This window comes from Paenibacillus tuaregi, assembly GCF_900086655.1.
In the GTDB taxonomy this organism is placed as follows: domain Bacteria; phylum Bacillota; class Bacilli; order Paenibacillales; family Paenibacillaceae; genus Fontibacillus; species Fontibacillus tuaregi.
Map to the genome: position 1 here is coordinate 661,251 of NZ_LT575476.1, position 13,826 is coordinate 675,076.

The 13,826-nt window shown below is 48.9% G+C and carries 14 protein-coding genes; 13 read left to right on the forward strand and 1 reads right to left on the reverse strand.

What is annotated here, in order from left to right:
• Positions 1 to 84: 84 nt before the first annotated feature.
• The 3 genes from BN6628_RS03270 to BN6628_RS03280 all read left to right on the forward strand — a co-directional run bounded on the left by BN6628_RS03270 (position 85) and on the right by BN6628_RS03280 (position 2,673).
• Complete coding sequence (locus BN6628_RS03270) at positions 85 to 378, forward strand: hypothetical protein (protein WP_068614184.1); 294 nt, start codon at positions 85 to 87, stop codon at positions 376 to 378.
• A gap of 199 nt (positions 379 to 577) precedes the next feature.
• Entirely contained in the window at positions 578 to 1,972 is a 1,395-nt protein-coding gene (locus BN6628_RS03275) for a DNA-binding protein (protein WP_068614189.1), read from the forward strand.
• 479 nt (positions 1,973 to 2,451) lie between these two features.
• On the forward strand, positions 2,452 to 2,673 hold the full coding sequence (locus tag BN6628_RS03280; protein WP_068614194.1) for an aspartyl-phosphate phosphatase Spo0E family protein: 222 nt from the start codon (positions 2,452 to 2,454) through the stop codon (positions 2,671 to 2,673).
• A gap of 97 nt (positions 2,674 to 2,770) precedes the next feature.
• Here the strand turns inward: BN6628_RS03280 and BN6628_RS03285 are convergent, their stop codons facing one another.
• Entirely contained in the window at positions 2,771 to 3,748 is a 978-nt protein-coding gene (locus BN6628_RS03285; RefSeq protein WP_068614197.1) for an alpha/beta hydrolase, read from the reverse strand.
• 275 nt (positions 3,749 to 4,023) lie between these two features.
• Here BN6628_RS03285 and BN6628_RS03290 point away from each other — a divergent pair, with 275 nt between their 5' ends.
• The 10 genes from BN6628_RS03290 (at position 4,024) to BN6628_RS03335 (ending at position 13,794) form a co-directional block, all read left to right on the forward strand.
• Positions 4,024 to 4,602: a GNAT family N-acetyltransferase gene (locus BN6628_RS03290; RefSeq protein ID WP_068614200.1), complete on the forward strand. Its 579-nt coding sequence runs from the start codon at positions 4,024 to 4,026 to the stop codon at positions 4,600 to 4,602.
• Between the two features lie 150 nt (positions 4,603 to 4,752).
• Positions 4,753 to 6,267 (forward strand): MDR family MFS transporter, encoded by a 1,515-nt coding sequence (locus tag BN6628_RS03295; RefSeq protein ID WP_068614204.1) that lies wholly within the window; start codon positions 4,753 to 4,755, stop codon positions 6,265 to 6,267.
• Positions 6,268 to 6,468: 201 nt separating this feature from the next.
• Positions 6,469 to 8,271, forward strand: coding sequence for a helix-turn-helix transcriptional regulator (locus BN6628_RS03300; protein ID WP_235847706.1), 1,803 nt, complete (start codon positions 6,469 to 6,471; stop codon positions 8,269 to 8,271).
• A 344-nt stretch (positions 8,272 to 8,615) separates the two neighbouring features.
• Positions 8,616 to 9,197 (forward strand): sensor domain-containing protein, encoded by a 582-nt coding sequence (locus BN6628_RS03305; protein WP_068614208.1) that lies wholly within the window; start codon positions 8,616 to 8,618, stop codon positions 9,195 to 9,197.
• Between the two features lie 85 nt (positions 9,198 to 9,282).
• Positions 9,283 to 9,894, forward strand: coding sequence for a YkoP family protein (locus BN6628_RS03310; RefSeq protein ID WP_068614211.1), 612 nt, complete (start codon positions 9,283 to 9,285; stop codon positions 9,892 to 9,894).
• Positions 9,894 to 10,682, forward strand: a complete 789-nt coding sequence (locus BN6628_RS03315; RefSeq protein WP_068614214.1) for a polysaccharide deacetylase family protein — start codon at positions 9,894 to 9,896, stop codon at positions 10,680 to 10,682. The genes BN6628_RS03310 and BN6628_RS03315 overlap by 1 nt, the downstream gene beginning before the upstream one ends.
• A 21-nt stretch (positions 10,683 to 10,703) precedes the next feature.
• Positions 10,704 to 11,048, forward strand: a complete 345-nt coding sequence (locus BN6628_RS03320) for a hypothetical protein (RefSeq protein WP_068614217.1) — start codon at positions 10,704 to 10,706, stop codon at positions 11,046 to 11,048.
• 163 nt (positions 11,049 to 11,211) lie between these two features.
• Entirely contained in the window at positions 11,212 to 11,931 is a 720-nt protein-coding gene (locus BN6628_RS03325) for an ABC transporter ATP-binding protein (protein ID WP_068614221.1), read from the forward strand.
• A 13-nt stretch (positions 11,932 to 11,944) separates the two neighbouring features.
• Positions 11,945 to 13,216 carry an ABC transporter permease gene (locus tag BN6628_RS03330; protein ID WP_068614225.1) on the forward strand — a complete coding sequence of 424 codons (1,272 nt, stop codon included), beginning with the start codon at positions 11,945 to 11,947 and terminating at the stop codon, positions 13,214 to 13,216.
• Positions 13,213 to 13,794, forward strand: a complete 582-nt coding sequence (locus BN6628_RS03335) for a nucleotidyltransferase family protein (RefSeq protein WP_068621923.1) — start codon at positions 13,213 to 13,215, stop codon at positions 13,792 to 13,794. The genes BN6628_RS03330 and BN6628_RS03335 overlap by 4 nt, the downstream gene beginning before the upstream one ends.
• Positions 13,795 to 13,826: the final 32 nt, after the last annotated feature.

Below are 13,826 nucleotides of genomic sequence, written 5' to 3' on the forward strand. Positions count from 1 at the left end.
CTTAAGCCGCAGTGGCGTGTTTCCAATTCCTCAATTGGGGGTAAGTACAATCTGAATTATCTCACACCGGAAGGAGAGGTACATATGCGCGCAGATGTGCAAAATTTATTTATCCGTATCCACATGCTCCATAATGCCAGTCTGGAGGATATTAATATGGGGGATACGCTGCTGATCCTGGAGAAACACGGCTATAAGGTCGCCGAGCGAGAGGTGAAGCAGGAGTTGGAGCGTCTGACGGAGGAGAACTTTCTGACCCCGCATGATGATCAATACTCCATTACCGGTGCCGGACTTGAGGAACTTAAGGAGATCAAGGGCGTGCTGAAGGAGCTCTGCAGTGAAGTTCTCCAGCCTGAGGCAGAGCAATCAAGATAAGTTGGAGCCGAGGAGCCGAAGGGCATCAGAAAATTTTTTCGATCTGAAAAAGACATCCCGTTTATTCTAAACCGGAAGGATTTCCTAATTTATCCGGTGAATAACTAGTAGGGATGGCTTTTTTTTGTTTTTAATTAACCAATTGTCAAATATATGTAATTTTGCTATTATTATCAATACAAATCACAGGAGGTGTGGAATGGAGTCTATGAATGCAATTCGTTCAGAGATCAAGGATCATCTGCTCAGCTCCGGTTATACACTCACCTCATTTGGACATCTTTCCGGAATGAACAGGGGGAGTCTAAGTGCGATTCTGCACGGGTCTCCCCCTAAGCCTATAGCTATAAGACAGTTGGATATCATCACAGAAACGCTGGGATACCCGGAAGGGTGGTTCTATCATTTATATTTGGATGAATGCTTTGCGGGCGGCAAGGTATCACGACGGCGGCTTGAGCCTTACCTGCTCCGATGTGCAGAGCTTGGTAAACGGGACTGTATCGATGCCGCGATCTCCAGGCTGCTTGAGACCGCTAAGCCCCTTGCTCTGTTATTCGAAATAGGTGAGAAGCTGTACCATCAAGGCAAGATTAAAGAATCCGCCTTATTCTATGAAGCTGTTGCGGAAATGGAGAAGGACAGTCACTCCGAGCGTCTTGCCATCAGTCATTACAGATTGTTCATGGCTCATCAGGGACCTGATGCGGAACAGAACTGGAGAGCGGTTATCCGGTTCGAGCCCTTTCGCAGGAGACTTCCGGAGAACTATCAGCTTGATGCGATTCTGAAGCTTGCGAACGTTTGCTTTACCCTCCATAAGTGGAGGGAGGTCGAGAAGTATGCCGATGAACTCAGAGCTCTGGCACAAGCTGTATATCGCGAACAGTTACAAAGGAAGGTCCGTGAGAGGGAGCCGCAGGTGCTTGGCACCGAGCGCCATTTGGTTGTCTACTACGGACAAGGTTATCTCTTGAAGACGATTGCTCTTCAGAAGCAGGAACTGTATGACAAGGCAAAGAAATACGTCACCGGTTACGCCGATTTAAGCTGGTTCGAGGATCTGAATGAAATAGGCTGGATGGAAGTGAAGAAGTTCAGGTTATGGGCACAGGCCAATGCCTATACACTCGAAATGCTGACAGGCAATATTTCCATTCTACCTGAGTACTGCAGCTTCCTGCTCGAACACCCGGGCGAGATTCTTCCAGGCATGCTGACCATTATTGAGTCAGCTAACAAATATGGCTTCTATGCAGATGATATTATCGAGCAGATCTTTCAGGTCATCTATGATTTCAATGAACAAGATCCGATTGAAGTGGACAGGCATTTCTCACTCCGTTACGAGCTCGCGGTATACCAGTTCAGGAAGAATCAATACGCCGAAGGCATATCTAGCACCTTATTCGCACTAAGACTGGCCCTTATCCTGAACAATGACTGGGACGTCATTCAGTGTATCACCCTGTTTGAAGCATATAGGGCGTACGCTTCCGAGCAGCATAAAAGTGAGTATCAATATATGATGGAAGAATTAAGAAACAAGGAGAAGAACAATCCCTTTAGCACCCGCCGTTTCAGGATTGTATAAGGATCCTATGAAATTTGCTTTACAAAAGTAGAGTCTACTTGTATGATGATCCTATCAGGGAATATTATCCATTTTAGTCAACCCTGATCTTCCATCTTTGAGAGCTAGTCATCATTTGCTAACTTAATAAGGTGTTAACCGGGGGAGGTGAGTCAGGATGAAGAAGATTATTCTGTCATTGATCTTGGCCGTTGGGGTATTTAGTGGCGTTGCTGCTACTGAACAAGTTTCCCAAGGTGGCATTCAGGCTTTGCACAACCATGGTGTTGGCGGATAGACCTTACATGTCTAGAGAGCACTCGAGAGAGTGCTCTTTTATTTTTGTATATGTTTGGATACAATTATGTGATAGTCTGACATTTACTTGAAGTTAAAATATACCGACAAAGAATGCTAATTTTTTTGAATTTTGTAAAATATGTTTTTTTGGCATCATGGGGTATGATAGTTTTGTAATGATAAGAGAGAAGGTGAGAATTATGGCATCCAAAGCTTATCAACCGCATGAGCAGCATAACAAAGGAAGCGGCAGGGTAAACGAGGAACTTCTCGCGTTGATCGAGAATCTGAGATATGAGTTGGCGGCCATGGCTGGAGACCGGGACTTTACCAGCGCGAATGTGCTGGAACTTAGCCAAAGATTGGACAAGTATATCGTTATGGCCCAGCACCAAATGATCCGTGGATATGCTGTAGAGTGACCATGAATGGAGAATAGAATTCATATAAAAGCCGCCCTGAGCTTGGATATCAAGCAGCCAGTGCGGCTCTAAGTCGTTTCCTCATCTAGGAATGGTGTCAGCGGGAATGTGTCAGCGCGGAAGTCTCGCTTTCGGTATGATACGTTTCCGGGGTGGGAGCGGCTCTTAGAACCTCATCGATGAAGTGCTGTACCTTATCGGTATAGCCTTTGGGATCAACCCCGTAAGCGTTGGCATGTACAGCTCCTCTTACAATAAGCAGGTCCTTGGGACCTGGCTTGACCGCATACATATCTTCACTCATATGAGTAGGAACATAGGTATCCTCAGAGCCATGAATAAATAAAACTGGCAGAGAGCTTGATCTTACCGCCTTAATTGGACTCACCTGGGCCAATCGGAATCCAGCCTTGCGCTCCAGTTGCTGATCAATGAGCGGCATGAACGGGAATGCCGGAACTTTGTTCAGCACCGTCATTTGGTGGCGGATAAGCTCGGTTAGATCAGAATAAGGGCAATCAGCGATAACGAATTTGACGCTGGGGTGGGCGATGCTTAAGTATTCCAATACGGTTCCCCCACCTAGGGATTGGCCATGCAGTCCAATGGTGATATCTTCCCCGTAATGATCGGTGACCCATTTAACCCAAGTCTCAATATCATACTTCTCCTGATACCCGTAGGTGGTATAGCTCCCTTCGCTCCGGCCGTGACGGCGCTGATCAATCAGCAGAATATTAAAGCCTTTGTCCTCGAACATTCCAATGAATTGCGCCGCAACCTCAAGTGAGGCCGTATAGCCGTGAACAATGATCATCCAGCGCTTGGAGTCCGGATGCGGCTCAAGCACGTAGCCATGAAGAAGCAGGCCGTCGCGGGAGGTCACCCGCGCCTCTCTTTTCACCAGGGCATGAAATTTCTCTCTTGAGTATACCCCCATCTGTTCCATGAAGCCAAATAAGCCATCTGAAGTCTGAAGCTTCATCTGGGTAATCTGGCGGAAGCCGAACCGGGTTATGCCGCTGACGGCGAGCAGAATAATCAGCAGCACAATAATTAATATTGTGTATACCATGATGGTCCTCCAAACTATTGTTCTTTATTGAATTGGTTGATGCCCGAAGTCCTAATTTGCTGTGGCTCTTGTCCGTCATACTCTGACCAACACCTGGGATTCCACCATAGTATCCCCGTATAGTGTCTATAGTATCACCTAAATTGTTCCAAGCAAATCGCAGCTTGAATATTGTTGTTTGTTTCATGAAAAGGCTTTGACTTCTTGCACCGGAATATGGTTACCTTATGGATAATAAATGGTGAGAACGTTCGGGTGAGGGAGGTAGTCAAGCCGTGTACAGATGTAGAGGGGAAATCCCTGATCTAGAAACAAGCCGGCTGCGGCTGAGGAAGCTGGAAGATCGCGATGCCTCAGCTCTCTTCCAGATTTGGGGCAATTCCGACGTGGTGAGATTCTTGAATATGACCCGGTTGGAGAGCATTCAGGAGACCAGGGATATGATTGATTTGCTCAACGGATTGTCTGAAAGCGAGGATACCCTAAGATGGGGAATTGAACTGAAGGAAACGGGCGGATTAATTGGGAGCTGCGGTTTCAACATATGGCAGCTGTCCGGGGCCGACCGGGGGGAAATCGGTTATGACCTCGGCAAGTCTTATTGGGGACAGGGTTATATGCCTGAGGCACTGTCAGCCATCCTGAAATTTGGTTATTCCGTCATGGGACTGAACCGGATTGAGGCGCTCGTGCTGGAGGAGAATAAGGCCTCCCAACGGGTACTGGACAAGCTGGGCTTCAAACCGGAGGGGCTGCTGAGGGAATATCAGAGAAATGAGCAGGGAGAAGGTTATATTGACCTGCAGTTGTATGCCTTGCTTAGGAGGGAGTATAGAGGATGGGGGAGCAACTAGCTATATAAAATGAACTTTAGAATTTAGCGACGATAACCATCACGTGATACTTTACTGGATGGTTTTTTTGTAATTGGGGCATAGACGTACTTGCGATCGTTGCTTATAATTAAATTTTATAGGTTTCACACAGAAAGGAAGAACTAGCCAGTGCCATCTTCATTAAAACGCAGTTATATTCTGGCCGGTCTGCTGCTCTCGACATTTCTGGCGGCAATTGAGGGAACGGTTATCGGACCTGCGGGTCCAAGAATTGTTGGGGAGCTGGGCGGTGCGCAGCTGCTGAGCTGGGTGTTTACAGCTTATCTGCTCACGATGTCCGTAACGACTCCTATTTTCGGGAAAATGAGTGATTTGTACGGCCGCAAAATGGTATTTGTGGTAGGATCGGTCCTGTTCCTGGGTGGCTCGCTGCTTTGCGGCTTCGCCACAAGCATGGAGCAGCTGATTATATTTAGAGCGATTCAGGGAATTGGAGCCGGAGGGCTCATTCCGGTGACTTTTACAATTATCGGGGACATCTACTCTATTGAAGAAAGAGCCAAGGTTCAGGGCTATATCAGCTCGGTATGGGGGATTTCTTCCCTTGTGGGTCCGCTGCTCGGGGGTTATGTGGTGGATGCGTTCAATTGGAGATGGGTGTTCGGTTTCAACATCCCTTTTGGACTTCTGTCTCTGGTCTTTATTATTAAATATTTGGACGAGAATATTGAGAAGAAGAAAGTCAAAATCGATATAGCGGGCGCGATCACCTTCACCATAGGGGTGGCTGCACTGCTGTTCGGGCTTGCGGCCGGAGGACAACAGCTGGCATGGGACTCCCCTTTGCTTATCGTGATTTTTGCGGTTGCGGTAGTGTCGCTCGTGCTGTTCTTTGTGGTGGAGAAGCGGGCCGAAGAGCCGCTTGTTCCGCTTAAACTGTTCAAGTACAGGGACATAGCTTACTCCAACATTGCCAGTCTGCTGGCGAGTGCGCTGTTGATCGGTCTTACCTCATACTTTCCGCTATGGGTTCAAGGTGTGCTTAGGGAGAATGCAACGCGCTCGGGTCTGCTGCTGGCACCGATGTCGGTATCCTGGCTTGTCGGATCGGTGATCGGCGGACGCTGGATCGTCAGCCATGGCTCACGTATTACCTCCATCATCGGTCTGCTGTTCATCGTGGTTGGAGCCGGGGGAATGGCGTTTGTTACGGATGAGACTCCTGAGTATGTGCTGATGCTGTGGAATGCGCTGTATGGGCTAGGATTCGGCTTCTCCTTTACGGTGTTCACCATTATTGCCCAATCCTCCGTAGGCTTCAGCCTGAGAGGGGCCTCTACGGCTTTGAATTCCTTCGTGAAATCGCTTGGGCAGACGATCGGGGTGGCGGTGTTCGGTGTGCTGATCAACCAGCACATTGCCGATGCGGCAGAAGCCAGCCGGAAGCAGGGGAACATGGTCTCTCAGAACGATATCAATAAGCTGTTGTCTCCGGAAGAGGTGGCTGACCTGCCGAAAGAGCTGTGGAATACACTGAGACACTTCCTGGAAGGTGGTCTTCATCTGCTCTTTATCATTATGGCGGTGATCGCCATCATCGGGACGATCAGTGTGCTTGGGCTTCATAACAAGCCGCCGGGCTCCGAAGAGTCTGAGGCAAAACCTGCCCGCTCAGCTAACTGAAAATTGTACCATCTGTGCAGCCTCTGGATGACACCGGAGGCTGTTTTTTATCGGGAGCCAGATATGAATGCCGATCGGTGCATCAATCTTTATCGGTTTGACTGTATAAATGTCATGGCGAGTCATATGACGTTTTGTAACTGGTAAGCTGCTGGAATGCTAAGCTATACTACATGGAGAGCTGCCGGTGTATTGGAGGAGATGGATGTGTACAATCTTGTGAAAAAGTGGTTTTGGTTTGATTGGATGGTCTTTTTACTGCGGATCATTTTCTTCGTATCAATATTAATTACAGCATGCTCGCAATATGGGGCTGCTCCGATTCCCTTATGGGTAACTTTATTATGGGGAATACTGGCTTTTTCGGCTCCCTGGTTCTGTCTGCAGCTGCACTATATTTATTATCTAATCGCAGAAATCGTGATCACCGGAAGCTTGTGTTTGTTTCTGGCGTACCTGTTTCCGGCGTCCTACTCGATCTTTCTGGCCCCCGCGTTCATGATTGCCAGCAACAGCGCACACAAGTCATACCGCTGGAGCGGCCCGGTGGTTATTGTTCTGTTTCCGTTTTTATTGAATGAAATTGCCCATGCAGACGGTGTCCTGGCCCTTTCGATAACTTTTGGACTGGCATATACACTGGGCTTTGCCTTTCAGCTGTTTGTCGTGAATCACCGGCAGAGTGGGATTATCCGGGATCAATATGCTGTTCTGGAGCAGTACACTTCCCAGATGGAGCATGTGACCCAGCTTGAAGAGAGGAACCGTATGTCCAAGGATTTGCACGACACGATGGGACATGCCTTCACGTCCATACTGATGGGGCTTGAAGCTTTGCGGCCGGATGTGCAGTCTGAGGAAGGCAGGAAAAGAATGGACTCCCTGCTGGGGCTTACCCGAAAAAGTCTTGATGAAGTCCGGCAATATTTGCACCAGGCAGGAAGCTCGGGAGACAACCTGACTCTAGTGCAATCACTGGAGAAGCTGGCCGGTGATTTTCAACGCTTCTCGAAAGCGGAGGTCCGGTTTAAAAGTTATGGTGAAGATATCACACTGCCCAAGCAGATGGGAATGACATTATACCGCTGTCTTCAGGAATCCTTGACGAATGCGGTGCGGCATGGGCAGGCAAGCCGTATTGAGGTGAGCCTTCATGTGGAGGACAGACAGATCCGGCTGGAAGTGAAAGATAATGGGCTTGGAGCCGACGATCTGCAGGAAGGCTTCGGACTTCAGGCTATGCGGGAGAGAGTAACCAACCTTCAGGGCCAGCTTTATATCTATTCCAATCAGGGTGAGGGCACTACAGTTACGTGTAATCTGCCAAGGGATTCAGGCTCCATGGAGGAGTTGATCCGGATCGTAATTGTCGACGATCAGACGTATATTCAGGACAGTCTAAAGATGATCTTGGGAAGAGAAAGGGACTTCGTCATCGAAGGAGCTGCTGGGGACGGTCAATCCGCGCTTGAGCTTTGCGGGCAGGTAATGCCTGATTTGGTTCTAATGGACCTGAATATGCCAGGAATGGATGGAGCGGAGGCTACCCGGAGGATTAAGACGGCTTGGCCACATATGAAGGTGTTGATTCTAACGACCTTTGATGAAGCCGGCAAAGCTATAGAGGCTCTGCGCGGGGGAGCAGATGGTTATATGCTGAAGTCTGTACAGCCGCTGGAACTGTTTGAAACGATCCGTCTTGTATACCGTGGGAGTAAGATTATCGCCCCCGATATTACCAATGAGTTGATTGACCGGTACCGGTCACAGCCCGATATCCCGGAACAGCCTGGTAAGGAGGGGCAGGGTGGCGAATACGGGCTGACAGACCGGGAGATGGAGATTCTGGAGTGTTTGGCTAAAGGCCTGCGCTACAAGTCGATTGCTGCCAAGCTTTATTTGTCCGATGGAACTGTGCGGAATTATGCGTCCACCATCTATGCCAAGCTTGGGGTACGCAACCGGGAAGAAGCGGTACAGAAGGCGTTCAAGTTAGATGGCTAGAGACTGTGCAGGATGAACAGAACTGCATAAATGACGATGCAGGTAATTAGTCTCAAGAACTAATACAGATGAATTTTATAAGACGGTGCAGGGAATTGTCCCTGACACCGTCTTTTTGTGTGCGCAAAAGCCCGGAATCCGTAAAAGAAAGTTGTCATATGACATAACGGCACTGTTCAGTTTGACACCGGCAGAGCTAGCATAGGTTCAAAGCTGATAAGTTCCAGGCTATTACACAAGATGAACTAGGCCATAGAATTTAAGCAAGGCAACCATGAACATTTTATGTGCTTACTTCGCCAAAATTCTATAGTTCAGCTTATATATGGACTTCAGGAGGAGTGATGGTTATTAATATGTCAGTTCACAGGCATGTCCGAAACTTCACTTATTTGATGCTCATCTTTGTGAAGGGCGTATTCTATTTCTGTTTCTATCTGATGGGAATCACGGCTGGGATTGGATTTTCCTTCACTTTAGTTGGCCTGCCTATTCTGTATTATGTGATGCAGTCCCGGTTTATTTTTGTAAGGCATGAGAGAGTTCTGGCTAAGGTCTATCTTGACCTGACCATCGACCCTGTGCCGGAAAGCCCCCCTGCTCAAGGGGGATTATGGGAAAAGGTCAGGGACGATGTCATGGATGCGCGCAGCTGGAGGGTCATCCTGGGATTAATGTTTATGTTTGTGCTAGGTGTGATTAGCTTGTTTGTCGGGGTTCTGCTCTATATCACCCCTTGTTTGATGGTGGTGTTACCTGTGCTGGGTGAGCTGTTTGGATTCAAAGTCGGTACGCTGGGACCGAGCATTTATACGATCCTTGCCGGAATAGGTCTGGTATGGGTTGGCCCAAGCCTGGGCGGCAGGATGGCCAAGCTCGTGGGAGCTCATATCCGGCGGCTTTCTGCCATCTTGGCGGGCAAATGACCACGGATTAGGGATTAAGAGATTTAAGAGATTTAAGAGATTTAAGAGATTTAAATTAAAATTGAACAAGAAAGCAGGTATAAAAATGACGGCAACTTATATCAAAAATTCGTTTCAAACCCTGTGGATGGTATGGGAAGATCTCTTTGATGTGCTGACCAAGTACCGCAGCGAATCTGTCAGAAGGTATGGCATATGCAAGCTGGTTATCCGGAAGCACCAGGGCAAGCCAATAGAATGTTACGATGGCCAGCGCATTGACAAAGGGGAGTGGATTGGAGAGCTTCACCTGGATAACCGTCAGGTGCTGCAGATGGTACGTACACTTGGCTCCGACCGCGCCGGACTTAGGACTGCCCGTATGTTCAGGAAGGCTGTAGAGCAGATCACTCTGGATATGATCGGGCAGCCGGAGCTGCAGAAGATTAAAGCTTTAACCGGGATTACTCTTCTGCACCGGGGAATTATTCATGGAATGGGCTTTGAACAGCATCCTATAAAAGCACGTTTCCAGCGCAGCTTTTTCAAAATGTATCTCCGGCTTCTTCTAAGAACCATGCATCCTGAAGGAAACCGGCGGATTCAGGCAGGCTCGGAGAAATTATCCCCAGTCATGCTAATCATCAGTCAGGCCTCTCTGAAGGAGCGTGCTGCTGATCAAGCTGCATGTATCCCTGGCCAAGAGGCGGTATCCTGATGCCGGACATTATTATTCTCCTATTAGCCGCATCGGGTTTCTATATGCTGCTCCCTTTTATTCTGACCCGGATATTCAAGCTGGGGGTAATTTCCGAAGGCCCGTCCAATAGAGGGGTAGCATTTACGTTTGACGACGGGCCTCATCCCGCTTATACACCAGAGCTCTTGGACCTGCTGCGTGAGCATAATGCCAAGGCAACCTTCTTTGTCCTTGGCAGCAAGGCGGAGAAGTATCCGGAATTAATTGCGCGAATGCATAGGGAAGGACATCAAATTGCAATTCATAATTATGTCCATAAGACCAATTGGCTGATGTCCCCTTGGACAAGCCGGCACAAGCAGGCTGACCGGACAGCAGATATTATCGAGCAGATCACAGGGGAGCGGCCAACCTTCTACAGACCACCTTGGGGCCTTCTTAACCTGGGCGATCTTCTTATCCTGAAGAACTCTTACCGGATCGTATTGTGGTCGGTTATGGTAGGGGACTGGAGAGCCTGTATAAGCGCGGATCAGCTGAAGAGCAGGCTGATGGGCAGAATAAGGGAAGGGTCGATTATTGTACTGCATGATAGCGGGGATACGCTGGGTGCGGATATCGAAGCGCCGGGTAAAATGCTTGAGGGGCTCAAACAGGTATTGGTGGAGCTCTCGTATACAGGGCTTAAATGCATCCGGACAGATGAACTGCTTGGCAAGAAGGCGCTGGACTGCGGGGAAATAACACCTGCGGCGGGGAGGTTAGCCAAGAGGGAGTATAAAAAAGGGTACGCCTCCACACCTTAACAGTAAGGGGAGGTGTATTAGATGAATGAACCGCTGAAGGTGGATCAGAATATCCTGGTCAATGCCTGGCAGCAGCAGCTGCCCGAGTTCCTGAACCCGGGGGACAGCGCACAGGTACAGGCGGATGCGAAGGAACCCCAAAGTCTGCGGATACATATCGATGCAGCGGGGCATCAATTTTATTCCTTTGACTTCCAGTGTTCTTATATGGATCCGCGTGAGATCAAGGTCAGTCTTGTGGACGTTGAGAGGGACGGGGATCACGTGGATGTCGGCAGAGACGTGATTCAGAACATGGTGGAGGATTACTCCCGCCACCTGCATGAGTGTGCTCAGGCACTGCACCATATTACGAACCCGTCATAACCAGAAGAAGGGCAGGCTGCCTCGTTAGAGGAGCCTGCCTTTCTTTTTGGTCTGCGGGGAAATTGGATCTTTTATAGAAGAGTACACGTATATTCCTATATGATATAGATATTCAAGGTGATTGACAGATTCACAATTAGTTATACATAGGTGGTGCACAAGGATGGACAACAAAGAGGAGCAGGACTATGTGCTTCAGGCGCATATTGAGGAGGCCGGTTATGAGGATGGCAACCCCAAGGTTCGGGATATGAATATTTTGGTACGGCCTGGAAGGCTGACGGGGCTCATTGGTCCGAATGGGGCCGGAAAAAGCACAACGTTGAAGACGATACTCGGGCTTCTTCCACATTCCAAGGCGAAGATTGAATTCGGCGGTTCCACCGGGAAATATGCGTATGTTCCTGAACAGCCCGTATTCTATGAAACATTGACGTTATGGGAGCATCTGGGGTTGGCCGCTGCTGTTTATGGGATTGAAGAGACGGTTTTTGAGCAGAAGGCGGATTCCCTGCTGGACAAGTTCAGAATGCAGGAAGTCCGGCATCATCTCCCGGCCAGCTTCTCCAAAGGCATGCAGCAGAAGATGATGCTGATGATTGGGTTTCTGACCCGGCCGGACGTATATATTGTCGATGAGCCATTCATTGGTCTGGACCCCAGAGCGACCAAGGATTTCCTTGGCCTGCTGGAGCAAGAGCGTCTGAGGGGAGCCGGAGTGCTGATGTCCACACACGTGCTGGATACTGCAGAGCGGATCTGCGATGACTTCATCCTGCTCTCGCAAGGGCAGGTCGCCGCCAGCGGCAGCCTGCAGGATATCCGGGACACAAGCGGCCTGCCGGAGGGAACGCTGTTCGATTGCTTTGACAAACTGACATAGGGGAGGGAGTGACGTGTCCTATACACAAGTAAGCTGTAGAAGTACTGTCTGGGGGATATTTAAGCGCAGGTGGATAGACCACATCCGGAAGCAGATCGGAGTGATCCGTTCAGTTGTTGATCTTACTGTAGCGCTGTATATCCTGATTCCAGGTATTCTGCTGCTGGCGAAGCTTTACTATGAGCTGCTGTCGAGCCATCCGGCATGGCTGGTCCACCTTCCATTTCTGCTTATCCCTTTGATTTTAATGATGTTCTTAAATGTGTCGGGAGGACTAATCTTATATCAGGAAGCTGCGGATATGCTGTTTCTCAGGCAAAATAAGCGATGGCAGATGGGCATCCTGCGTCTTGGCTGCACAGCTAGTCTACTTATTCAAGGACTCGTAACTGCGGTGGCTGTGCTCGTGGTGACCCCTGTGCTTTTCGGAATTTTTCATCTGAAATTACCGGAGATTGCGCTTTTGTACATGCTGACAGCGGCTTTCAAAGCTGCCCAGATGCTGGTGCTGCAGATGGTTCAGGTTGTCTTATCAGGCTGGACCAGGAATATTGTCAAATACACGGCAGTCGGGCTGCTTGCTGCGGGATACATGAGAGCCAGTATATTCCTGCAGGTTACTCCGGTGTGGACATATCTCGGAGCCGCCATATTCACGGGACTCTCAGCCGGGCTTATCATCGTGAGATTCCGAATGTCCGGCACGTTTCTTGCTGATGTCCGAGAGGATATACGGCAAATGACCCGGTTGACAGCGTTCGTTCTCTCAGCATCTGTAGACAAGCCTCGTACCCAAAAGGCAAAGCCGTTTATCTTCAGAGCCTCAAACCGGTTGTTCCGCTCGCGGAAAGCCTCCGTCCGGGTTGCTGAGGCGGTTGTTAAATCATTTTACCGCAGCGGAGTTTACCTGAGGATGTATGCTCAATTTGCGTTATTCAGCATAGTGGCCTGTATTCTGCCCCCTTTTCCAGTAAACGTGTTCGTCTATTTTGCCCTTGTTGTTCTGTTGGCTTACTGGATGAACGGGTACTGCAGGCAGTTCTTCTCTTCCCGGCTGATGAAGATGCTGCCTGTTGAGGACGGAATGATATATCAGGCCATGGCGCCCTCGCTAAGATGGCTGATTCTGCCCTGCATGCTGGTTATCAGTGCCGCCTTAGGAGTTGCGCTGCTTCATGTCTGGTGGGCTGCTCCGCTGTTCCTTGTGCTTGGTTTTGGTTTCGGCTGGTGGGTGGCTGCTGAGCTGTGGATGGTGCTCGGTACGGGAAGGAGAGGATCCTTCTGAAGATAGAGAGCCAGCAGGACCTTATTCAACTTGTGGAAGATGACCCGTGGATGATGGAGATACTCAGACATGCCAAATCGCTGAATCTGCCTGACTGGTGGATCTGTGCGGGTTTTGTCCGCTCTAAAATATGGGATACACTTCATGGGTTTGTGGATAGAACCCCACTGCCTGATGTGGATGTCATCTACTACGATAAATCGAATCTCAATGAAGAAGTTGAGAAACTGTTGGAAATGAAGCTTAAAAGCATTCATCCGGATATTCCTTGGTCTGTTAAGAATGAAGCGAGAATGCACTTAGTAAATAATATCCCGCCTTATTCATCGTCCGTGGATGCGATCTCTAAATTCCCAGAAACGGCCACGGCATTAGGGCTAACATTAGATGAGCATAATAACGTGGTTTTAGCCGCCCCTTGGGGAATTGAGGATGCCATAAATCTGATCTTAAAACCAACACCTTATTTTACAGAAGAGAAAGACAGAGCCAGAGTTTACGAGCAGCGTATCAGCAAGAAGCATTGGCAGGGCATTTGGAGCAAGCTAACGGTCTATCCTATTCAGCGGACTTACTAATTTCATGTGAAAAGAAAACAAGCCAGCGCGTG